This window comes from Aeromonas sp. 600948 (assembly GCF_049174875.1).
GTDB lineage: Bacteria > Pseudomonadota > Gammaproteobacteria > Enterobacterales > Aeromonadaceae > Aeromonas > Aeromonas veronii_A.
The window spans coordinates 129,527-152,835 of sequence record NZ_JAAKTY010000001.1; the positions used below are offsets into that span (position 1 = coordinate 129,527).

Genomic DNA, 23,309 nt, shown 5'->3' on the forward strand with positions numbered 1-23,309 from the left:
GAAGCCTCTTTCGTTTTCCTGGCCGAGGGGGATAGGGGGGGTCAATCGCCCCGCTTGCCCGCCAGCAGCCAGTAACTGAGGGTGGAACCCACGCCACAGCATGCGATGGCGATGGCCATGGGCAGCGGCGATTGGGGCGGATTGAGGTTGACCAGAATCCCGACCAGGGCGCCGATGCCAAAGCGCAGGGTGCCCGCCAGTGCCGAGGCGGTGCCCGCAGATTGCGGGAAGTGGCCCATCAGGCCGGTCATGGCGTTGGCCCCCACCAGACTGATATGGCCGATAAAGAGTACCACCGGAATGACGATGCCCCACAGACCGCCGGTCTGGCTCCAGGCGTTGTAGATCAGCAGGGCGCCAGCGCAGGGCAGCACCAGCAGGCCGTATTGCAGCATCCGCTCGGCACCCACCCCTTTTACCAGTCGGCTATTGACGAAAGTGACCACCATCATCAGCAAAATATTGAGACCAAACAGCCAGCCGTAGTGCTCGGTCTGCACCTTGAAATACTCGATATAGACATAAGGGGAGCCACTCAGGAAGGCGAACATGCCGGAGCTGGAGAGGGAGCCGCACAGCACGTAGCCCATGGCGCCGCGATGGGAGAGTACCCCCCAGTAGTTCTTGAGGATCTGGCCCAGATTAAGGGGCTGACGGTGCTCGGGTTTCAGGGTCTCCTGAATTTTCCACTGCATCACCAGACAGATCAGCAGGCTGATCCCCACCAGCAGCCAGAAGATCACCCGCCAGTCGGCGTGGGCGCTGATATAGCCGCCCACCACAGGGGCCACCAGCGGCGCCAAGGTCATCACCAGAATGACGAACGACATGGCGCGAGAAAACGCATCCTTCTCGAACAGATCGCGCAGCAGGGCATTGACCACCACCGAGCCCGCCGCACCGCCCGCTGCCTGCAACATCCGATAGGCCAGCAATTCGGGCAGGGAGTCCGCCATGGCGCAGCCCACCGAGGCGATGGCAAACATCACCAGCCCCGCCAGGATCACCGGCTTGCGGCCATAGCTGTCGGCCAGCGGGCCGTAGAAGAGTTGGCCGATGGCAAAACCGCCCAGAAAGGCGCTGATGGTGAGCTGGGCACCGTCGATGCTGGTGGCTAGATCCCGAGCGATGGCCGGAATGGCGGGCAGATACATATCCACCGCCAGCGGGGTCAGACCCGCCAGAGCGCCGAGCAGGATAAACAGGAAACGGGGAGAGAGCATGGTGGCCTGGGGGGACTGTGCGTGGGGCATAGGGTATCCGCTGGTGAACCTTGGTTGAAAAAGGGAGAAGGGCGAGTCTATCAGGTTTGCCCCCGCTCGGCATGACGTTCCTACCCCCTCAAAAGGGGGAGGTGTCCGATCGCTCAGGCACCTTGGGGATCAAGCTTTCGGTCATGTCGGCGCGCTGCGCGGATCACTCCCCCCAGCCAGAGCAGCCAGGCCAGCAACGAGATGGCGTAACCGAGCCGCTCCGGCCAGCGGGCGGTGAGGGTGAAGGTGAGGCTGTGTTGTCCGGCGGGCACCCAGACCTGCACCAGCCCGTTGCGGGTGCTGCTGACGCTCAGCGGCAGGCGCTGGTCGAGCCTTGCCTGCCAGCCCGGGTAATCAAACTGGTGCAGGACCAGCTTGGCGGGTGCCGGGGCATCCACCGTCAATTCGATATGACGAGGCTGCCAGCGCTGGATCTGCCAGTTCACCCCCTGATGGTCGCTGGTGATGGCGGGCTGGAATTCCTCTTTCCAGGCCAGCAGGGTGGGGGCAAACATGCCGCGTGGCACCTGCTTTGGTCGGTATTCGCGGGCGCTGCGCTTGCTGTCGAACTCCCCGTCGAGCTGACTCTTTACGGGAGCCTGGGTGAGCGGCGCCTCGCGTACATAGAGTCCCTGCGAGAGCAGGGTGAGGGCAAGCAGTAACCACCAGACCCACTGCCACGGGCGATAGGTGGGGGTACCCAGCGCCACCACGGCGACGGTAGCGATGACCAGCAGCAGATTGAGGCGCCAGGGAAATTGCACCAGTTGCAACGGAGTGAGCAGGCGCCACAGGGGCTCGCTTGGAGGCAGCATCATCAGAAAGCTCAGGATGCCAATGACCCCCCAGAGCAGCAACTCGGGATGGCGCGGCTCGCGGGCGGCAGCCCAAGCTACCAGCAGCAGAGCCAGGGTGAGCAGCGTCAGCCAGGCGAGATGGCCGCGAAAGCGCCAGTCATCACGGCTTTGGGGCAAACGATCGAGAAAGTTGCGCTGAAATTCGAACATGCCGGTGCGCATCTGCTCCATGGAGATCCCCCCCTGATCCAGCAGAGCGGGCAGCAGCAACAGGCTGGCCATCGCCAACCCCCAGAGCTGGCCCAGCAGGGTGCCAATGAGCGGGGAGGCGGTGACAGGGACACTGACAAGCGCTGTGCTCCCCTTGTAGCGCCAGACCAGTAGCAGGCTGCGCAGGGTGAGCAAGCCCAGAATGAGCAGGGTGCTTGGTAGATGGGAAAGCGTCAGCATGGAGACGGCCAGTGCGAGCTGCAGTAGTGCAAAGGGGGCGCCGCGGCAGAGGCGATCCTGCGCCAGCAGAGCCAGCGGCGCCCAGACGAAGGCCCAGCTCTCCGCCAGGGCAAAGCGGGCGTAGATATCGATGGCCAGATGATAGGGCAGCGCCATATAGAGCAGACTGGCCGCCAGCGCCCGTCCGTGGCCGGCAAAGGGACGCAACCAGAGATAGGCAAACAGGCCGGAGAGCCAGAGTGCCACGCTGCTGCTCCAGAGCAGCGGCGTCATCGCCTCGTGGGCCAGTGGGGTGGGGCCGGCGAACAGTGCGCTCACATAGTAGGGCAGGGGGGGATAGAAGAAAAAGACCGGGCTGCCGAAGGCGCCGTTCATCTCCATCAACCAGCGCGGATAGAGTTCACCTTGCCACAGTTGCACGGCAAAGAAGTGACCGGAGAGCAGGTGATGAAACAGATCATGGCCCTGACTGCCGCCGCGCAGCCAGAATGGTAGCAACAGGAGGGCACAGGCCCCGGTCAGCACCGACAAAACCCACAGCCACTCTCTGGTTACACGCATAAGGAGACTCGTCTGTTATGGATGCGCTGTGAGTGTACCCGAGTTGTTCCCCTCTTTTTTAGTTGCCTTGGCGGATTTTTGTGCTCTTTATATGTTTCTTGTCACTTTCCCCATGGGTTGTCTGCAGCGAGGGAATGGCGAGCCAGAGTCCGGGCTCGGCGGCAAAGCGCGGGGCAAACCAGTGCTGGCGCACCGCGCTGGGCATTTCGTTCGCGGCGATGGGGCTGCGACTGAGGCGGCAGGCTCCCTGAGAGAGTGCCAGCGCCGCATCCCCCTTGTACCAGCCGTCCGTTACCGGCAGTGCCGTGGTTTCCCGCAGCAATTTTACCCCCCACTGGGTCACCAGCGCAGGGCACGCTTTCTCTGCCAGCCTTGCTGCCTGCACCATGGCGGGTGGACGGGGCAGGGTAAAGGTTACGCCGAGCAGCAGCAATCCGGCCACCGCGACCACCCCCTCGCCACGGCGCGGCAGCCAACCTGCCAGCAGCACGATACCGAGCAGGGTGACGGGGGCCAGATGGCGGGGATTGTCGGGATTCTGGCCAAACAGGGTCCAGAGCAGCAGGGCGAGCCAGTAGAGCGTCCAGAGCACGGAGGGGGTCGCATTGTGATCCTTTGACCGTTGCCAAAGCGGCAGTACCAGCAGCGCCCCAACAGCCAAGGGCCAAAGCGGGGTGAGCTGATCGTTGAAGGTGCGCGCCCAGCTCAGCAGCCGATCGCCGTGGGCCGCCGCCGTGTTGCCCCACAGGGTAAAGTGGCCGTCGGTAAAGCGGCGTCCCTCGCTGAAATAGGCCCAGCCATCGGCCTGCCAGACAAAGAGCAGGCTGATAAGCCCAACCAGTGCGATGGGGAGCACAAATCTGACGCGTGTTCCCTTTTGCGCCATCCCCAGCCACAGAGGTAGCAACGCCAGTACAAAATAGGAGGGGCGCAGGGCCAGCATAAGGCCCAACAATAGGCCTGCCAGTGCGAATCTGCGCTGCTGCAAGGCCAGCAGCGCCCCAAGCCAGGCGGCGAGCGCGGACCCGTCAGAAAGGCCGGAGAGCGCCAGCGTCGGGGTGAGCGGCAGGGCCAGCACCAGCAGCCAGACGGGGGCGAGCAGGCTTGGCCGTTGCCACAATCTGACCGCCAGCAAGGCGGCGAGCGGCGCCAGCAAACTGCTACCGAGCAGACTTGCCCACTGCACCGCACGGGCTGGATCGTCTACCGCCAGATTGATCAGCCGCGCCAGCCAGATAAAGGCGGGGTAGCCCGGAAAGTGGGGGGAGAACTCCAGCACGCTAAAGCGCGTCACCCCGTGGGCGAAATTGAGGGCATCATCGGAATCGAGTGCTACCGGGAAGGCTAGCAGCCAGCCGAGCCAGGCCAGTTGCAGCAGGATCAGCAAGTAGGGTCGATTAGCGAAGCGTAATCGGCCGTGGTGACGCCCCCCTTCTCCCCTTGCGGGAGAAGGGTTGGGGATGAGGGGGGCTGTCATCATCGATGAGAGGCCATCAAAGCGGCGCCAGCACGGCCATCAGCGCTTTTTCCGCTGCGGCAAAGGCGGCGGCGTCGGCGGGCTTGGCGCCCACCCCGAATACCCCCGGGTTGCCGATGGCATCCAGCACCTTGGCCAGCGCCTGTTCGGCCGCCTTGCGATCCCCTTCATCGAGGGAGGGGAGGATCAAGTCGAGGAAGCGCTTGCTCTTGACCACCAGCACCTTGGCGGTCTGGTAGTCGCCAAGATTCTGGCTGGCCCCTTCGAGGCGGCGTTCGATCTCCGCCTTGTAGGCGCGATTGAGCAGGGCGGCGGTGGCGGCAGCGTCTTTCCCCTTGATGGCGGCGGCCAGCGGCCCTTGCAGCTCCACCTTGTGGTGCTGTTCCAGATAAGTCAGCTCGTCGGCAATCTCGCTCAAGGTGGCGCTGGCATCCTTGCCGTCAGTGGCGGCGCCCAGCAGCGCCTCGCGGGCGTCGATCAGTGGCTCCTTGCCGGCGGCGGCGTAGGAGTATGCCTGCGCCTGCCCGCTCAGGGTCAGCAGCAGGGTGAGGGCGAGTAAACCCGGGCGGATGGTCATCCTGTTCTCCTTACTTATGCCAATGGCGCGGCACTCAGGCCACGCTCTGGGTTTCAATCACGGTATTTTCGTTGCGATGGTTAAAGATGGCGTGGCGTCTGTCCACCCCGTCGATCACCATGTCGGCCGCCATCATCCCCATCTCCATGGCGGTGTCGGTGAAGATATAGCGAAATGTCCCCTGACGGCCGGTCATGATGAGGTTGGTGATGGGCATCAGCGCCTTGATGGCTTCGTTGCGGCGCGCCTGATAGCCCAAATCCATCAGCGGATAGGCGTACTCGCTGCGGGCTTCGAAGGTCTCATCGCCAAGCTTGGCGGTATCGACACCGAGGCTCGCCAGATCGGCGGTGACCCGACCGCGCAGATCAGAGAGCGGCGCCTGCCAGGTGGCATCCCCCGGATTGCAGGGGATCTCCAGCATCACCGAGGTCTGGCCCTGGGGCGCCATAAAGGGGCTGCGGCGGCGCGGCTCCTGCAGACGGGTGGCCAGAATATGGGGGTCGGAGAGGTACTGCCAGGTGTTGTCCGACAGGTTTTCCTGTTTGAGGGGCATATTGACGAAGCGAAGCGACCGGTATTGGAGATCGCACGGCAAGCCCAGATGCTGGCAGGTGAGCGGCAGCGGCAGGGTGGAGATCACCTGATCAAAGCGCTCGCTCTGTTCAACGTCATCTTGTTTCCAATACACCCGTTCAATGCGGCCATCAGCCTGCTCAAGGCGGGTGATGGTGGCGCCGGTTTTGAGCTCGACTCCCTCGGCAACCAGCCGCTCCCCCAGAGTGGTGAAGATCTGGCCGAAGCCATATTTCGGGTAGCGGTATTTGCGGGCATAGGTGCGCACCGAGATACTGCCGTTGCGTCTTGGCAGCAGGCGGCGGGCCACGTCTTTGAGATCGATCAGGCTGATGCGCTGGCCGGCCCAGTCGGCGGAGAGCTTGTCCGGGTTGATGCCCCACAGCTTGCCCGTGTAGCCCTCGAAAAACTGGCGATAGAGGGTGCGGCCGAAGTGGCTCTGGATCCACTCGGCAAAGCTTGCCTTGGCAAAATCATCCGGCTTCTTGGCAAAGGGTAACAGCAGCAAGTCTTTTACCGCACCGGCCATCAGGGCGAGCGGCGCCGTCTTGAGCAGGTTGGGCAGGTTCAATGGGTAGTCATAGGTGCGTCCGCCAAAGCGGATGACGCTCTTGCGCTCGGCGTGGAGCAGATCGTCCCCCATCAGTTCATCGATAAAGGCGAGCAGCTCGGGGTTTTTGGTGATAAAGCGGTGACCGCCGTAGTCGAATCGATACTCCCCATCGCGCCCCTTGAAGGTCTGGGTGGCACACATGCCGCCGACCACCGGCTCCTGCTCGAACAGGGTGACTGCAAAACCGGCGCGGCGCAGGTGCCAGGCCGCCATCAAACCGGCGGGGCCAGCGCCCAGCACTGCAATGCTTTTCTTGTTGTTATCGCTCATGACCTATTCCGAAACTGCTTGATAGATAAGGGAACCGCGCCAAGGCGCGGCTCCCGAATGGTGTTGTTACCCCGTGGCCTTGTTGCCACAGGGCGTGTTGGCTCAGCCCTTGCTGGATGCGGCTCTCACCTGCGGGCGATAGCTGCGCTGCCAGAGGGTAACGAAGATCGCCAGATAGAGGGCCCAGGTCAGCAGCTGCAAGCCAGCGGGTGAGGCATTGTAGCCAAACAGAGCGCGCAGGAAGGTACCAAATACCCCCTGATCGTCGAGAATGTGGCTGATGTCGAATACCGGCGTGGTCCAGAAGGTGATGATATCTGCCGCCTGCAACATGTTGACGGCAGACGAGATCAAGCCTGCGGCGATGATGATGATAAGCAGGCCGGTCCAGCGGAAGAAGGGGGCCAGCGCCACCTTGCGGGTGGAGCGCAGCAGCCCCCACACCAGCGCGATGGAGACCAGCAGCCCCGCCAGCGCGCCCATCAGGCCCGATTGCAGATCCACCCCTTGGCCCGAGTAGAGCAGGGCGGAGAAGAAGAGCACGGTTTCAAACCCTTCGCGCATCACCGCCAGGAAGGCGAGCAGCACCAGACCAAACAGGTTGCCGCCATCGATGGCTGCATCGATGCGCGCCGTCATGGCCCCCACCTGGGATTTGGCCTGTTTTTGCATCCAGATCGCCATATAGGTGAGCACCAGAGTGGCGAAGATGAGGATCCCCGCCATCAACAGGTGGTTGTAGCGCTCGCTCTCGAACTGGCTCACCACCACCTGGAACAGGAAGGCGACCACAAGGGAGGCGACAAGGCCAAGCCCCACCCCCAGATAGATGAACTTGTTGTAGCGGCTCGCCCCCAGCTTGGCGAGGTAGGAGAGGCAGATGCCGACCAGCAGGAAGGCTTCCAGCCCCTCGCGCAGGGTAATCAGAAAACTTGCAAACATCAGGATTGAGGCTCCGTAGCGGGCGTGATGGAGAGAGGCTGCAGGGTCAGTTGCAGCCGATTGAGTTGCACTATGGGTGGCTCCGGCAAGCTCGGCTCGGCGGCGCGCACCGCATCATTGACCCACTTGGGGTAGGTGCGGAAATTGAGTTTGATATCGGCCTTGAAGGGCCCTTGGGCTTCTGCGGGCAGCGACCAGGCTTCATCGCGCCAGCCATCGGCCGGAATGCGGGTATCTTCCAGCAGTTTGGCGTAGCGCCAGAACTTGAGCCCCACCGGCTTGCCCTCGGCATCACCGAACACTTTGCGAAACAGTCGCGCATCTTCAGGGACGGCACCATCCACCGGCTGGCCGCTGGCAAGCACCACCTTGCCGCTGGCGTCGGTGACGGTCAGCTCCAGCCAGAGTTCACGAAAATCGGCCACTCCGGTGGGCAGGGCATGGCCTGCGCCGGTATTGGTGACCCGCACCACCAGCTGTTGGCTATCGGCAGCCTGTTCGATACGGGCGGAGAGGGTAGCGCTGGAGCGCAAGAGCGCCAGGCTCTCCTGTTCAAGTGCAGGATTACGCAGCCCCACCAGCTGGTGCTGGGCGCCGGTAAAGTTGTGGCGATAGAGCCGCGCTTTCATGGTGCCGTTTTCAGTGGATTGACCCGCGACCGGCGCACCGCCGTTACCCGGCTCCGGGTTCATATGGCAGTCGATGCAGGTGCGCCGTTTGGCGGGATCCTCCGCGTTCGCAAAGCTGGATTTTTCCCACTCGTCCCAGGTGTTGACGATATTGGCGCCGGTGCCCGGGGCAAACTCGTTGTGGCACGACTTGCACAGTGCCGCGTCGCGGTAGAAATCCTTCTGATAGGAGGCTTTGTGGGCTGCCGGGCGGGCGTTGATCTGCCGCTCGGCTAGCCAGTGCTGGAGGCTGCCGCCTGCGGCATCCTCGAACACATAGCTCTCGCGGTCTTTCAAATTCACGGTAAAGGCGCTGTTGCCGCCCGCGTCTTCTACCTTGGTGATGCGATGACAGAGCACGCAACCGGTCCCTTCCTCAACCACAGGTTCGCCCGCCTTGTGGGCGGCAATCAGCGAGGCGCCACCCTGCTCGAACATGTGGGAGCCATTGGGCAGATCCAGCAGGCCTGTCATCACCTGCTGGGGCATGTGGCAGCCCTGACACCACTGACCAAACGCTTCCCCTTCGGTTTGGCGGGCCAGCGCCTGCACCACCTTGTAGTAGGGGTGGGAGTTGCCCATCAGCCTGTGGTTGCTCTCGCTCCAATCCTGGAACGCCTGTTGGTGGCAGTTCTGGCAGGAGGCGGAGTTGAGCCACTCCTTCGGATGGGTGGTCGGCGCCTTGGCGGGATCCGTGCGCGGGGCATCGAGCCGCAGCCAGTTGGCAAGATAAGGGAGGTTGCCATCAGCGGTGACGAAGGCGTGCAGATCTTCCATCATCGCTTTCACTTCCGGTTGGGGCCTCGCGGGGTCAACTGTCTCGGCCCCATCGCGGGTGTCATGGCCCATGCCGCCCTGGGTCTGCTGGGTCATGCGCAGATATTCGCCGACAAAATCCCCTGCCACCATGTTGGTGAGGTTGGCGTGGCCGTTGATGGCGTTGTCACCGCTCTTCTGGCGATGGGCCGCCATCAGATAGCGGTTGGTGAAATTGAACCCATCCAGATGGCAGGAGTTGCAGCTCATCCAGTTGTCCCCCGCCATGGGGAAGCGTGAGTTGGACGCTGTGTTACCAAGGTTGAACAGCCGCTCGCCGCGCTGAAGCGGCTCGGGGCGCGGATCCGTCGCTACCAGCTTGGTGAAGTGGGGTACATCCACGTTGACCCGGGCAAACGGGCCGCTGCCGCCGCTATTGAGGCGGGTGAGATCCTGCCCCATGGCGTTGTGCACCAGAATATGGTCGCCATCGATCAGCAGATCTCGCGGATTCTGGCCCGGCAGGTGACGCAAGAGCTGGGTCGCTTTGGCGCCCCCCTGAAACTTCTTGCGGCGGTGGCGGTTGTTGTTGGACTTGCCGCTGCGTGACAGGTCAAACACCAGCAGATCCTCCGAGCCCGCCAGGGTCAGGTAGACCCGCTTGCCATCGGCGGCGAAGCGCGCCGCGAAAGGGTTGGAGACGATCTGGCTGCGGTTGCCGACGCTTGGCAGGTTGATTTGCAAAAAGAGCTGTTTTCTTTCATCGACCCGCTCTTTCTCCTCATCGAGATCGATGATGGAGACCGCCGGAAAGACGGTGCTTTGAAACTGGAAGGGGTGGCTGAAGCTCCAGAGTACATGAGGCAGCCAGGCCTCGCTGCCATCTGGGGAGAGGGCGATGCCATCGAGCAGGCGCGGCAATCCCTGGGAGTCGCTCGGCGTGTCGCTATGGGTCTCGGCCAGGGTAATGAGCTTGGGCTTGGGAAGCGAAGATCCCTTGGCGCCGTGGCCAAGCTTGGCGAGATCATAGATGGCGAGCTGGCCGGTCATGGCGTGGGTGAGCAGCAGGCGATCGTCGTCGGTCAATGCCAGCCCGCGGGGAGTCTCGGCGGTTTCTGCATCCAGCTTGAGGTTGCCCGCGGTGTCATAGGCCTGCAGGCGAGCGGATTCGAACTGCGTGACCCAGAACCACTGCCGCTTGGCATCGAAGATGACCCCGTAGGGGCGATGGCCTGTGGCGATCGCCTTTGCCAGATCGAGATCATCATCCAGCAGCAGCAGGCGATCGCCGCTGTAGTCGGTGACCAGCAGGGTGCCGTCATCGGCGCGGGCAAGCTGGCGCAGATCGCCTCCCAGCTGCACCTCTTTGAGCCGCTTGCCGCTATCGCGCTCAAGCAGGGTGACCGATCCTGTGCTCAGGTTGGCGGTGACGAGGCGCGGGGCGCTCCCTTCCTCATAGGCGATCATCCCGGCACCCATCTGCTGGGCAAACGCGAAGGGGCTGGTCAGCAGCAGGACGAGTGCCAGCAGGGGTGACAAATATGCAGAGAACGATGACTTCAACATGGGATCAGGAGCGCCATTTCAAGATGGTCCAGCGCCAGGCGTGGCGCAGCACCAGAGGAGTTAACGCCAACGCGCTCAGCCAGTGGGCCCAGCTGGCGAGGTTGCCCGTGGCATCGCCCGGAGTGCCGTGCAGCACCAGCAGCAGGCCGCTGGCCAGACAGATCAGCAGCAGGGCTTCAATAATCCGCCCCGTGGTGCGTAAAAAGGGTTTGTTGCTGCGGTTCAACAAGCTGCGATGGGAGAGCCAGAAGGCGCCAAACAGCAGGGGGAACAGGGTGAGCGAGAGCATCACATGGAAAAACAGATTCCAGCGTGCCAGCGACCAGAGCGGGGTCAGCGGCTCCCACAGCAGCAGGCCGGAGAAGAACATCAGATAGAGGGTGCCCTCGGCGGCCTGATGGTGGTAGGCCAGCCACTGCCAGAATTGTCGGGGTGAGAGAGAAAGGCTTGTCATAAAGGCTCCAGCACCCGGGCGGGGCCGCCCGGGGGGAGCAAGTTTATAACGCACTAAGAGTAATGAAAAGTGTTATCAATTCCATTGATAATGAATCAAGCCTGAATGAACGGGGTGACCTAACACGACGATTGATAATTCCTTATCCGCTTGGCCGCCACCTATGGGGCGAGAGTGCGGGCGCAGCCGCTCCTCGACAGCGGGGCAGCTTGCGGCTCGGGGTTATGGCCGCGCGTCGGGCGTTCAACTCACCAAGAGGCTTTTTATATTTATTTCAATTGATTGCAGCTAAAACTTGGCTAGATGTTCGACTCCTGATGAGGATCATCAGCAGCATATTCCCGTAGCTGGCGACTGCGCAGCAGATACCAGAGTGACCAGAGGCTGGCGACCAGCACCAGTGCGGTGGGCCAGCTGAACGACCATTTCTGCAGATTGAGGCTGTGCAGTTGCATCAGCAGGCCGCTGACGGCAGAGCAGAGTAGCAGCAGCGGGCTGTGGCGCCGGAGTCTGGCGCGAATGCTTTGGGTCTGCTGATAGGTGCCGCCGCAGGCGAGCAACGCCAGCATGGCGGGCACGTCGGTCAGCAGGCTGATGTAGAGGGTGATCTTGTCCGGATAAAAGAGGGTCAGGATCTCGCTGCCGCTCTCGCGGGTGACCCCTGCCATCAGAAAGAGCCAGACCGAGCGGGTCAGCAACAGGGCGATGGGCCAGAACCAGAGGGGCGGGCGCAACTGGCCGTGATCGTCATATCGGTGTTCGGGGTAGAGGGTCATGGTTGCCCGTTATCCACTTGAATTGAGTGATGAAGGGGATATGGGGCGACGAAGTGCCCTTTGCAAGGCGTTGGGTGTGGCGCAAATTAATCGGGGGGGCCATGCCCCCCAATCCGTTTCTTCAGATATCGCAGCGCGCGTCTGCGGCGTTACAGCCAGCCTTTGCGCTTGAAGAAGAGGCCGGTGCCGAGCGATGACATCACCATCAGCACCAGTGACATGGGATAACCATACTCCCAGGCGAGCTCCGGCATGCGGCCAAAGTTCATGCCGTAGATACTGGCGATCAGGGTCGGCGGCAGGAAGATCACGGCGGCTACCGAGAAGATCTTGATCACCTTGTTCTGCTCCAGATTGGTCACCCCCATGGAGGCCTCCAGCTGGAAGTTGATCTTGTCGAACAGGAACTGGGTGTGGGGCAACAGGGATTCCACGTCGTGCAGCATCTCGTCGATCCACTTGTTCTGCTCAAGGCTCATGCGCTGGCGCAGGCTGCGTTTGAGGAAACGCAGGGCGCGGCGGGTATCGTGCAGAGAGAGACGGATCTGGCCGTTGGCCTCTTCCTGTGCCATCAACTCTTTCAGCATGGGGTTGATCTGATCCGGCTCGAAGATCTGATCGGCGGTGTTTTCCAAGGTCTTGTAACCATCTTCGATAAGGTCGGAGAGGTACTCCACCTTGAGGTTCTGCACCTCCAGCAGGATGTCGAGGGCATCCTCCACCTCCAGCCGATCCTGGCGCATATAGTGGCGCAGCAGGCGCACCAGCCCGATGTCATCTTCACGAATGCTGATCAGCAGGTTGTTGCGCAGGGTAAAGGAGACGTGGACACCCTTGGTGTCACGACCGATCCGCTGGGGAAACAGGGAGTGAATGTGCAGACCATCGGTATCCCAGTAAAAACGGGCGGATGCTTCGATGTCGTCGAGCTCTTCCTTGTCGGGGACCTCTTCCAGGAACAGGCCCGTCAACCATTCTCGCTCTGCCGTGTCCGGCTTGTAGGCATCCAGCCAGACCGTGTTGTCAGGTACTATGTCGTCAGGCCCGAGCGTGACTATATCCAGCACCTTGTTGTTGAGAATGTAGGCGGTGATCATCTGTCCCCCCTTAAAAAGTCATGGGTAATCAGGGATGGTTGCACAGGTCATGCGGCCTTAGATCGCTGCAGAAGGCGATCCCGTGGATAAGCAGATCGGGCCGATGGAAAACCTGAATGCGGCGAACTATACAGGGGCGGGCCGCGCTTGTCAGGGGCTATTCATTAGGGATTCAGCTTGTTTGTTCAAAAAAACAGCGAGGTCGGATCACCTGAGCGGCTATGCGGGGTAGAACCCAGCCTTTGGCTGGAGGAGGGCTAGCTGGGGCTGCTTGTTGCCGCTGCCCCGCCTCATCACATATTCGGATAGTTGGGCCCGGAGCCTCCCTGTGGTGGCGTCCAGATGATATTTTGACTGGGATCTTTAATGTCACAGGTCTTGCAGTGAATACAGTTGGCTGCGTTGATTTGCAGTTTGGCCGCGCCTTCCATTTCCAGTACTTCAAACACCCCTGCCGGGCAGTAGCGTTGGGCGGGTTCGGCCCAGGTGGGCAGATTGACCTCGACCGGAATGCGCTCGTCCTGCAGCTTGAGGTGGCAAGGTTGATCCTCGTCGTGACTGGTGTTGGCCAGATACACAGACGAGAGCTTGTCAAAGCTCAGTCTGCCATCGGGTTTGGGGTAATGGATGGGCTCGCAGCGGCTGGCCACGCGCAGCTGACGGTAATCGTGAGCCTTATCGAGCAGTTTGAAGGGCGAGTTTGCGCCAAACAGCCGTTGCTCCAGCCAGTTGAAGGCACCGCCCAACCAGGGACCATAGCGATGAAGAGCCGCGCCGAAGTTGCGCGCCGCCTTGAGTTCGCGGGCCAGCCAGCTCTGGTGCAGCTCGTCACCATACTGGGCCAGATCCCGGCCCCCTTCATCGCCCCCCCGCAGGGCCATCGCGACGGTTTTTGCCGCCAGCATGCCGGACTTCATGGCGGTGTGGATCCCCTTGATCCGGGAAAAGTCGAGAGTGCCCGCATTACAACCGATCAGCAGGCCGCCCGGGAAGTGCATGCGGGGCAGGGCGTGCCAGCCCCCCTTGGTGATGGCGCGGGCGCCATAGCTGATGCGCTCCCCATCTTGCAACACGCCGGCGATAAGCGGGTGATGCTTGAGGCGCTGGAATTCGTCGAACGGGCTGAGCCAGGGATTCTGGTAGTTGAGGTCGACAATCAGCCCGACCGCCACCTGATCCCCCTCCATGTGATAGAGATAGAAGCCACCGTGGCTATTGCCGCCCCCCTGCTTGCCAAGGGGCCAGCCACTGCCGTGCAGCACCTGTCCCGCCTTGCCTTGGCCAGCAGGCAGTTGCCACCGCTCCTTGAAGCCGATGGCATAGTGCTGGGGCTGGGCAGGGCTTGCTAGGTTGAAGTCGGCGATCAGCTGCTTGCCGAGATGACCGCGGGCCCCTTCGGCAAAGAGGGTGTAGCGGCCGAGCAGCGCCATGCCGGGCACATGATCTGCTTTCGGATTGCCCACCCGATCCAGCCCCAGATCGCCGGTGATGACCCCCTTGACCCGGCCCGCTTCCATGATAAGTTCGCTGGCGGTAAATCCCGGGTATATTTCGACTCCCAGTTTTTCCGCCTGTTGGCCAAGCCAGCGGCAGAGATTGCCGAGGCTGATGATGTGGCAACCCTCATTGTGCATCCGGGGCGGCACCGCCCAGGCGGGGAGTTGCAGGGAGCGTTGCTCGCTTTGCAGCAGATGAACCTGATCGTCGCTGACCGGCACGCCGAGCGGCGCTTGCTGCCAGCAATCCGGCAGCAGCTCTTGCAAGGCGACGGGATCAAACAGGGCGCCGGAGAGCAGATGGGCGCCAATTTCCGCTCCCTTCTCCAGCAGACAGACAGAGAGAGTGGCATCCTGCTGTTTCAGGGCGATGGCTGCACTGAGCCCCGCCGGACCGCCGCCGACGATGACGACATCAAATTCCATTGCTTCCCGTTCCATCTTGCCTCTGCGCTCTGGTTGGCCTAGGGTAATGCTGGTAGTTTACGTAAACGTAAAGTGGTTGTAAGCAAAACTGAGCAAGAAAAAGCAAAAAATTAGGGAAGAGCGTACTGCAACAAACGCAGAGGCACACTAATGAATTCAATCCAAAGAGACGAGGCATGACCCCATGAAGCTGCTGGTCGCAATCAAACGGGTAGTCGACTACAACGTCAAGATCCGGGTGAAGGGAGACGGCTCCGACGTGGAGCTCGCCAATGTGAAGATGGGGATCAACCCCTTTTGTGAAATTGCGGTGGAGGAGGGAGTTAGGCTGCGGGAAGCCGGGGTTGCCAGCGAGCTGGTGGTGGTGACCTTCGGCCCTGACGCTGCCGCCGAGCAACTGCGCCATGGGCTGGCGCTGGGGGCGGATCGGGCGCTGCATTATGTCACCGATGAGACGCTCACCCCGCTGACTGTCGCCCGCGCCTTGCACAAGGTGTGTGAGCAGGAGCAGCCAGATCTGGTGCTGCTCGGCAAGCAGTCCATCGATTCAGACAACAATCAGGTGGCCCAGATGCTGGCTGCCCTCAATGATTGGCCGCTGGCGACCTGTGCGTCCGCCCTCAAGGTGGAAGCTGGGGAGCTGCTGGTGACCCGCGAAATCGACGGTGGCCTCGAGACCCTCGGCATGCCGTTGCCTGCGGTAGTGAGCGCCGATCTGCGTTTGAATGAACCGCGCTTTGCCTCGCTGCCCAACATCATGAAGGCCAAGCGTAAGCCGCTTGATAGCGCTCCGTTCTCGACACTCGCCGTTGAGGTGGCCAACCAGACCCGTTTGCTCGGGGTGATGGCGCCGCCAGCCCGCAGCGCCGGGATCAAGGTGGGCTCGGTGGACGAGCTGGTGGACAAACTCAAACACGAAGCGAAGGTGCTGCCATGAGCGTGCTGATCATTGCCGAACATCATCAGGGCCATCTGGCCGACAACGTGGCACAACTGGTCACCGCCGCCGGAGCCATCGGCGGTCAGGTTGACCTGCTGTTGCTGGGTCAGGGGCTGACCGAGGCGGGTGAACAGGCGGCAGCCCTCAGCGGCGTCGACAAGGTGTTGCTTGCCGAACATCCCCTGCTGGCCGACGGGCTGCTGGATGGGGTGGACAAGCTGCTGGCCAGCTGGTGCGAAGGTTACAGCCACTGCCTTATGGCGGCGAGTGCCATGGGCAAGGCGCTGCTGCCACAGGTGGCGGCCCGGCTCGGGGTGGAGATGCTCTCCGAGGTGACGGCTATCGAGAGCAGCGACACCTTCCTGCGCCCCATCTATGCGGGCAATGCCATCGCCAGAGTGGCAAGCTCGGCGCCCGTCAAGGTGATGACGGTGCGGGCCACCGCGTTTGCCAAGGCGGCGACGGGCGGGCAGGCTCTCATCGAACGCTTGGCCGTGCCCGAATTCGCTGGTCGTACCCGGTTGGTCGAGCGCCGCGCGGTGCGCTCCAGCAGGCCCGAACTGACCGCCGCCCGGGTGGTGGTCTCCGGTGGCCGGGCACTGGGCTCCAAGGCGCAATTTGCCCTGATTGAGGCGCTGGCCGACAAGCTGGGTGGGGCGGTGGGGGCATCGCGAGCCGCCGTTGATGCAGGATATGTCGCCAACGATCTGCAGGTGGGGCAGACCGGCAAGGTGGTGGCACCCGAGCTCTATATCGCGGTCGGTATTTCGGGCGCCATCCAGCATCTGGCGGGGATGAAGGAGTCGAAGGTGATCGTGGCCATCAACAAGGACAGCGATGCCCCCATCTTTCAGGTGGCGGACTACGGGCTGGTGGGGGATCTCTTCACTCTGCTGCCGGAGCTCACCGCCAAACTGTAAATTTGTCAGAAATGGCTGAGCTGTGGTCGTTTATGCGCTCTGCCCGCCATTTCTGTGCATGTTCCCTGCAAGCCCTGACCCGTTCAGGGCTTTTTCTACTGCAAGGGGGAGGCAGAGTGACGGTAAAAGGTTGAGCCAGCTCCCAAAAAGCCTTTGATCCGCTGGCTGCTCTTGTGTAAAACCTGACAAGTCATCGATTACTCTCATCCACTCACGGAAAGCGTCATGAGCAAACAGATTTACAACTTCTGCGCCGGCCCCGCCATGCTGCCGGTTGAAGTCATGGAGCGCGCCCAGCGCGAATTTTGTAATTTTCAGGGGCTGGGAGCCTCGGTCATGGAGCTTTCCCATCGCGGCAAGCCCTACATGGCGGTGGCCGAGAAGGCCGAAGCGGATCTGCGCGAGCTGCTGGCGGTGCCGGACAACTACAAGGTGCTCTTCATGCATGGTGGCGGCCGCGGTCAGTTCTCCGCCGTGCCCATGAACCTGCTGGGCGGCGCCAACAAGAAGGCGGACTTCCTGCTGACCGGCGTCTGGTCCCAGAGCGCGGTGGATGAAGCCAAAAAGTATGGCGATATCCAGACCTTCCAGGGGGTTGCCAAGAACGAGCAGGGGATCTCTCACCTGCTGCCGACCCCGGCGTTTCGCGCCGATGCGGCTTATGTTCACTACTGTCCGAACGAAACCATTGACGGCATCGAGATGTTTGACATCCCGGCTACCGGCGAGGTGCCGCTGGTGGCGGATCTCTCCTCCACCATTCTCTCCCGTCCTCTCGAGGTGAGCCGCTTTGGCATCATCTATGCCGGTGCCCAGAAAAATATCGGGCCGTCCGGGCTTGCCATTGCCATCGTGCGCGATGACCTGCTGGATCAGGCCAGAGCCGATGTGCCCTCGATTTTTGACTACAAGCTCACCGCCAAGAACGACTCCATGTTCAACACGCCGCCCACCTACGCCTGGTATCTGGCCGGTCTGGTGTTCGAGTGGCTCAAGGAACAGGGTGGCCTCGAGGCGATGGAAGCGCGCAACAAGGAGAAGGCCGACTTCCTCTATGACTATCTCGATCAGTCGAGCTTCTACGGCAATCAGGTGGATGTCAGCTGCCGTTCGCGGATGAACATCCCGTTCCAGCTGAAAAATGCCGAGCTGGACAAGCAGTTCCTGGCCGAATCGGAAGCCGCTGGCCTGCTGGCCCTCAAGGGGCACCGTATTGTCGGTGGCATGCGCGCCAGCATCTACAACGCCATGCCGCTGGAGGGGGTGAAGGCCCTAGTGAGCTTTATGGATGGCTTTGCCAAGCGCCACGGCTGAGAAGATAGTACCCACGTGCTTGCCGGCGGCCTCTCGTGACAACCAGTGAGCCGCTTCCAGCTATTGCAGTGATTCAAGACGCCGGGGATACCCCGGCGTCTTTTTTTCAACAGAACCAGCGCGCTGGCGTTTGCCGTGCGATTTCCCCTGAAAGTGCCCTTGCCGAGCGGGACGCAGGCTGTTAACGTCCGGACAGGCGTTTATTTTTGAGATAGCACAGGAAGTCTATGAATTCGTTGCGTTTGGAACCCATTTCTCGTGTGGCCGGTGAGGTCAATCTGCCCGGCTCCAAGAGTGTCTCTAACCGTGCGCTGCTGCTGGCGGCGCTGGCTCGTGGCACCACCCGTCTGACCAACCTGCTCGACAGCGATGACATTCGTCATATGCTGGCTGCGCTGACCCAGCTCGGGGTCAAGTACAAGCTCTCCGCCGACAAGACCGAGTGTACCGTGCAGGGTCTGGGTCGCAGCTTTGCGGTGAAAGAGCCGGTCAATCTGTTCCTCGGCAACGCCGGTACTGCCATGCGACCGCTGTGCGCCGCGCTATGCCTCGGCTCAGGTGAATATACTCTGGGCGGCGAGCCGCGCATGGAAGAGCGTCCCATCGGCCATCTGGTGGATGCCCTGCGTGAAGCAGGTGCCCATATCCAGTACCTGAAACACGATGGTTATCCGCCGCTGGTGGTGGATGCCAAGGGGCTGTGGGGCGGCGATGTGCACATCGATGGCTCCGTCTCCAGCCAGTTCCTGACCGCGTTTTTGATGGCGGCGCCGATGGCGGCCGGTGATACCCGGATCCACATCAAGGGGGAGCTGGTCTCCAAGCCCTACATCGACATCACCCTGCACATCATGAAGCAGTTCGGGGTGGTCATCGAGCACGACAACTACAAGCTGTTCTACATCAAGGGCAACCAGACCTATATCAGCCCGGGTGATTTTCTGGTGGAAGGGGATGCCTCCAGCGCCTCTTACTTCCTCGCAGCGGGCGCCATCAAGGGCAAGGTGCGGGTCACCGGCATCGGCAAGCACAGCATTCAGGGTGATATCCACTTCGCCGACGTGCTGGAGAAGATGGGCGCGCGCATCACCTGGGGTGATGATTTCATCGAGGCGGAGCAGGCGCCGCTGCACGGAGTGGATATGGATATGAACCATATTCCCGATGCGGCCATGACCATCGCCGTAGCGGCGTTGTTTGCCGAGGGGCCGACCTCCATTCGCAATATCTACAACTGGCGGGTGAAGGAGACCGATCGTCTGCACGCCATGGCGACCGAGCTGCGCAAGCTGGGCGTCGAAGTGGAGGAGGGGCATGACTTCATCACCGTGACCCCGCCGACCCAGCTCAAGCATGCCGAGATCGATACCTACAACGATCACCGTATCGCCATGTGCTTCTCGCTGGTGGCGCTGTCGGATACCCCGGTTACCATCAATGATCCCAAGTGCACCTCGAAGACCTTCCCGGATTACTTCGACAAGCTGGCCAGTATCAGCCAGCGTGGCTGATCACTGACAAAGCGGTCATCTCCAACTCTTAGGGCCCGCGCTGAGCGGGCTTTTTTGCCTTCCTCATCCGCACCTCCATTTCGCCTAGCATCATTTCAATAACTTGCAAGATTGATATATAAAATAGTTTTGTGATTGCTGTAATTTCCTATTTACACATGCCCTGTCGCGGGCTATGTTGAGATTTCCTAATCGCAGTCATCTAGCAGGAAGCCTTGTCATGCAGCATCAAACCGACGACGTTCGTATCAGTGAAATCAAAGAGTTATTACCCCCGGTTGCGGTGCTTGAGAAGTTTCCGGCTACCGAGGTGGCCTCGTCCACCGTTTTTGAATCCCGTCAGGCCATTCACAATATCCTGGCCGGCGAAGATGATCGTCTGCTGGTGGTGATTGGTCCTTGCTCCATCCATGATCCGGTTGCCGCGCTGGAGTATGGCAAGCGCCTCAAGGCGCTGCGCGACGAGCTGAAAGGTCAGCTGGAGATTGTGATGCGGGTCTACTTCGAAAAACCGCGTACCACAGTGGGCTGGAAGGGGCTGATCAACGATCCGTACCTCGACAATAGCTGCAAGATCAACGATGGTCTGCGCATTGGTCGCAAGCTGTTGCTGGATCTCAACGACATGGGGCTGCCGACTGCCTCCGAGTTCCTCGACATGATCACCCCGCAATATGTGGCGGATCTGATGAGCTGGGGCGCGATCGGTGCCCGTACTACCGAATCCCAGGTACACCGCGAGCTGGCCTCCGGTCTCTCCTGTCCGGTGGGCTTCAAGAACGGCACTGACGGCACCATCAAGGTTGCCATCGATGCCATCGGTGCCGCCAGTGCGCCGCACCACTTCCTGTCGGTCACCAAATACGGTCACTCCGCCATCGTGGCGACCCGCGGCAACCCGGACTGTCACATCATTCTGCGTGGTGGTCGTGAGCCGAACTACAGCGCCGCCCACGTGGACGAGGTGGTGAAGGGGCTGGAGAAGGCCGGTCTGCCCCAGAAGGTGATGATCGACTTTAGTCATGCCAACAGCAGCAAGCAGTTCAAGAACCAGATGCTGGTGGCCGAGGATGTGGCCGGCCAACTGCGTGCCGGCAGCAAGGCGGTGTTTGGTGTGATGGTGGAGAGCCATCTGGTGGAAGGCCGTCAGGATCTGGTGGAAGGGTGTGAACTCACCGTCGGCCAGAGCATCACAGATGCCTGCATCGGTTGGGCCGATACCGAAGTGCTGCTACGCAACCTGGCGGATGCCGTTGCAACCCGTAACGCCCGCTAAAGACCGGATTTCGCAGTCGCAGTGACAAAGAGAAAGTGATAACCAGAGGCCGCTATTGCGGCCTCATCTATTCGTGTTGCGGGGCTTAAGGCTCAGGGCAGGGCATCGGGCCGGAAGCTGGCGCGGATCTGCGGCACCAGGCTCGAGGGGTCGAATCCCTTCTCTTCACCCAGCACCGGATGGAGCAGAGGCTTGTCCTCGATGGGGGTGATATCCCCCGCCAGCAGCTGGCGGGTGGCCTGACCCATCTGGTAGAGCTGGCGCACCGGAGCAAATTGTTCCCCGAGGATAAGAGGATCATCGCTGCGGGCAAAGGCCATCATGGGGATCTGGTAGGTGGCATCGCGCGCCGGTTTGTCGCCGTGAATACCCTTGCCGGCGGACATCAAAAACGGCTGGTGATCGCCAAAGGCCACCACCAGATAGCGCTTGCCCGACTGGTCGAGGGTCTTGAGCAGCCGCTCCAGCGAGGCCATGGCATCCACCACCCCTGTGTAATAGGTGTTGAGCAGCTGGGTGTCACTCTCGCTCTGGTTCGGGCAGGCGCCGCTGCGCTCCTGCCCCTGATAGCGGGGGCCATCGAAGGGGCCGTGCCCCTGCATGGTGACCGCATAGGCAAACAGCGGTTTGTCATCCTGTTCGCTGCGCTTGAGCAGGTGGTCGATCAGCGCATCATCTGAGATATAGAGTCCCTTGTGCTCAAGGGTGGTGAAGCGGGTGTCGAACCAGCGCTCCTCATAGCCGAGCGCCGGGATCGCCTTGGCGCGGCCCCAGAATTTTTCCACATAAGGGTGGGCGAACAGGGTCTGGTAGCCGCTCTGTCTGGCGCTCTGGGCCAGCCCCGGCACCTGCTGCGAGAGGTAGTAGTAGGGCACCACCCCTTGCTTGAGCAAGCCCACCGGCAGGCCGGTGTTCATCTCGAACTCCGCCAGCACCGTCATGCCGCCGGTGGTGGGGGAGTGGATGGTTTTTTGCCACTGCTGCACGCTGGCGGGCAGGGAGAGGGTGGGAGCCGGGGCGCAGATCCGCCCCTTCCAGTCGAGCCAGAGCGACTCATATTGCAGCACGATCACCAGATCCCAGCGCGGCGCAATGCCTTGGGGCGGATGGCTCAACTGCGGGGTCAGCTCGTTGATCTGCAAGGGGTAGCGAAACACGCTGCCGCTTTGCAGCATCTCGTCCACCAGATTGAACAGATAGAGGCCGGGGCCGGAGCGGATGATGTCCCTGTGGTAGTTGACTGCGCGATCCACGTAACGAATGTTGGCCCCCAGCAACTTGTTGCCGGTCTGGGTGGCAAAGACACAGAGGGCAAAGAAGGCGACGGTGGCGGCTGCGGTGCGCAGCACCCAGCGTGACAGGGCAAAGCGCCAGCAGAGAAACAGTGCCAGCAAAAGGGTGAAGATGGGGAGGATGGGGTGCTGATCGAGGAGGATCCGCAGCAGCGCCAGCAGGTTGCCAAAATCGTCCCCGCCGAGCGGCACGCCGTAGATGGCGATCTTCATAAAGTTAGCGAGCAGGCCTATTCCCGAAAGTGCGGTAAAGACCAGCCCCATATAGAGGTTGAAGCCCGCCAGCGCACAGAGACTCCAGCCCAGCACCATGCTGCCCCAGGCCAGATAGTAGTGTTCCGGCCGAAAGCCTGACCAGAGCAGAAACTCCCCCAGCTTGAACACCACGAAGCCGTGCAGCAGCACGAAGGTGAGGTTGCCGAGCAGCAGGCTGCCGATGATCCGCCAGCGCAGGCTGCGGCGCAGCGTTGGCAGCACCGTTTTGAGCACGGCGGCGCTCAGAGCCAGTACCAGAGTAAGGCTCACCATCAGATAGGTGAGGTTGAAGCCCTGCTCCGGCAGGGTTTGCAGGATCTGGCTGAAATCGCCGCTCTCGGGGCGATCTTTGAGCAGCAGACCGATGCGTAGCTGATAGCGGCTGGCCAGTGCATCGTCCGGGGCGCGCAAGGTGCTGTTGAGATCCAGCGAGCAGCGGTTATTGCGGCACACCTGACGCTTATCCACCGCCTGACTGAGCTGGTCGATCCGCTCCCCCTTGTCGTTGAGCAGCTCCACTCGCACCTTGTCCCCCGCTTGCAGCGGCCCCCGCAACAGCCACTGGCTGCGCACCACCAGATAGAGGCCGCGGCTGTCGCTTTTATAGAGCAGGGCGTGGCGGGTGAGGGTGGCCAGCGGATTGTCGGCGGGGCCCAGCACCAACGGTTGGGCACGGCCCAGCCAGCTGCCGGGATTGATCAGCGGTAATAACAGCGTCAGCAGCAGCAATCCGCCCAGCAGGGCCAGTAGCCCGGAGGACAGACTCAGGGCACGGGGGCGGCCTGAGGAGGGGCGATTCATATAAGCTCATCCTTTGAGCGAGTAAGGGAGAGATCGTTCATCCGTATAGAGTTTGACCCGATGGTGCGGGCCTTGTTCCAGCTTGTCAATTTAATGACCACTTAATGAATATTTGGTTACAGCTCAACCTTGCAAATTGTGATCCCGATCGAGGGGTTGTTCGGAATATGTGATGAAAGCGTCATCATGGGGTTTTGCCACTGGCTTGGGAGGGGTGTGCTGTTTAGGCTCTCAATAGCGACAGG

17 protein-coding genes are annotated in these 23,309 nt (G+C 61.5%); 5 read left to right on the forward strand and 12 right to left on the reverse strand.

Annotated features, from left to right (window positions below):
• Positions 1-41: 41 nt before the first annotated feature.
• The 11 genes from G5182_RS00535 to G5182_RS00585 all read right to left on the reverse strand — a co-directional run bounded on the left by G5182_RS00535 (position 42) and on the right by G5182_RS00585 (position 14,770).
• On the reverse strand, positions 42-1,253 hold the full coding sequence (locus G5182_RS00535) for a Bcr/CflA family multidrug efflux MFS transporter (RefSeq protein WP_421172186.1): 1,212 nt from the start codon (positions 1,251-1,253) through the stop codon (positions 42-44).
• A 113-nt stretch (positions 1,254-1,366) separates the two neighbouring features.
• Positions 1,367-3,061 (reverse strand): hypothetical protein, encoded by a 1,695-nt coding sequence (locus G5182_RS00540; protein ID WP_421254069.1) that lies wholly within the window; start codon positions 3,059-3,061, stop codon positions 1,367-1,369.
• A 58-nt stretch (positions 3,062-3,119) separates the two neighbouring features.
• On the reverse strand, positions 3,120-4,448 hold the full coding sequence (locus G5182_RS00545; RefSeq protein WP_227343065.1) for a hypothetical protein: 1,329 nt from the start codon (positions 4,446-4,448) through the stop codon (positions 3,120-3,122).
• A 106-nt stretch (positions 4,449-4,554) separates the two neighbouring features.
• Positions 4,555-5,115, reverse strand: coding sequence for a hypothetical protein (locus G5182_RS00550; RefSeq protein ID WP_227340711.1), 561 nt, complete (start codon positions 5,113-5,115; stop codon positions 4,555-4,557).
• 34 nt (positions 5,116-5,149) lie between these two features.
• Positions 5,150-6,574 carry an NAD(P)/FAD-dependent oxidoreductase gene (locus G5182_RS00555; protein ID WP_421254070.1) on the reverse strand — a complete coding sequence of 475 codons (1,425 nt, stop codon included), beginning with the start codon at positions 6,572-6,574 and terminating at the stop codon, positions 5,150-5,152.
• A 102-nt stretch (positions 6,575-6,676) separates the two neighbouring features.
• On the reverse strand, positions 6,677-7,516 hold the full coding sequence (locus G5182_RS00560) for an FTR1 family iron permease (RefSeq protein WP_227340709.1): 840 nt from the start codon (positions 7,514-7,516) through the stop codon (positions 6,677-6,679).
• Positions 7,516-10,506, reverse strand: coding sequence for a hypothetical protein (locus tag G5182_RS00565; protein ID WP_227340708.1), 2,991 nt, complete (start codon positions 10,504-10,506; stop codon positions 7,516-7,518). Before G5182_RS00565 ends, G5182_RS00560 begins: the two co-directional genes overlap by 1 nt.
• 4 nt (positions 10,507-10,510) lie before the next feature.
• Positions 10,511-10,960, reverse strand: coding sequence for a hypothetical protein (locus tag G5182_RS00570; protein WP_100653541.1), 450 nt, complete (start codon positions 10,958-10,960; stop codon positions 10,511-10,513).
• Between the two features lie 299 nt (positions 10,961-11,259).
• Positions 11,260-11,736 (reverse strand): DUF2919 domain-containing protein, encoded by a 477-nt coding sequence (locus G5182_RS00575; RefSeq protein WP_216953818.1) that lies wholly within the window; start codon positions 11,734-11,736, stop codon positions 11,260-11,262.
• Between the two features lie 149 nt (positions 11,737-11,885).
• Positions 11,886-12,833 carry a magnesium/cobalt transporter CorA gene (gene corA, locus G5182_RS00580; protein ID WP_005337059.1) on the reverse strand — a complete coding sequence of 316 codons (948 nt, stop codon included), beginning with the start codon at positions 12,831-12,833 and terminating at the stop codon, positions 11,886-11,888.
• Positions 12,834-13,126: 293 nt separating this feature from the next.
• Positions 13,127-14,770: an electron transfer flavoprotein-ubiquinone oxidoreductase gene (locus G5182_RS00585; protein WP_421254071.1), complete on the reverse strand. Its 1,644-nt coding sequence runs from the start codon at positions 14,768-14,770 to the stop codon at positions 13,127-13,129.
• Between the two features lie 169 nt (positions 14,771-14,939).
• Here G5182_RS00585 and G5182_RS00590 point away from each other — a divergent pair, with 169 nt between their 5' ends.
• The 5 genes from G5182_RS00590 to aroG all read left to right on the forward strand — a co-directional run bounded on the left by G5182_RS00590 (position 14,940) and on the right by aroG (position 20,716).
• The gene (locus G5182_RS00590; RefSeq protein ID WP_069553891.1) at positions 14,940-15,692 is read left to right on the forward strand and encodes an electron transfer flavoprotein subunit beta/FixA family protein; all 753 of its coding nucleotides are present in this window, start codon (positions 14,940-14,942) and stop codon (positions 15,690-15,692) included.
• Positions 15,689-16,615 (forward strand): electron transfer flavoprotein subunit alpha/FixB family protein, encoded by a 927-nt coding sequence (locus G5182_RS00595; RefSeq protein ID WP_216978614.1) that lies wholly within the window; start codon positions 15,689-15,691, stop codon positions 16,613-16,615. Before G5182_RS00590 ends, G5182_RS00595 begins: the two co-directional genes overlap by 4 nt.
• A 225-nt stretch (positions 16,616-16,840) precedes the next feature.
• A complete protein-coding gene (gene serC / locus G5182_RS00600) occupies positions 16,841-17,929 on the forward strand; it encodes a 3-phosphoserine/phosphohydroxythreonine transaminase (RefSeq protein WP_216978615.1) in 1,089 nt (362 codons plus the stop codon).
• A gap of 227 nt (positions 17,930-18,156) precedes the next feature.
• Positions 18,157-19,440, forward strand: coding sequence for a 3-phosphoshikimate 1-carboxyvinyltransferase (gene aroA / locus G5182_RS00605; RefSeq protein WP_227340703.1), 1,284 nt, complete (start codon positions 18,157-18,159; stop codon positions 19,438-19,440).
• Between the two features lie 220 nt (positions 19,441-19,660).
• Entirely contained in the window at positions 19,661-20,716 is a 1,056-nt protein-coding gene (gene aroG, locus G5182_RS00610) for a 3-deoxy-7-phosphoheptulonate synthase AroG (RefSeq protein WP_144713523.1), read from the forward strand.
• 92 nt (positions 20,717-20,808) lie between these two features.
• Here aroG and G5182_RS00615 read toward each other — a convergent pair whose 3' ends face one another.
• Positions 20,809-23,064, reverse strand: coding sequence for an LTA synthase family protein (locus tag G5182_RS00615; RefSeq protein WP_227340702.1), 2,256 nt, complete (start codon positions 23,062-23,064; stop codon positions 20,809-20,811).
• Positions 23,065-23,309: the final 245 nt, after the last annotated feature.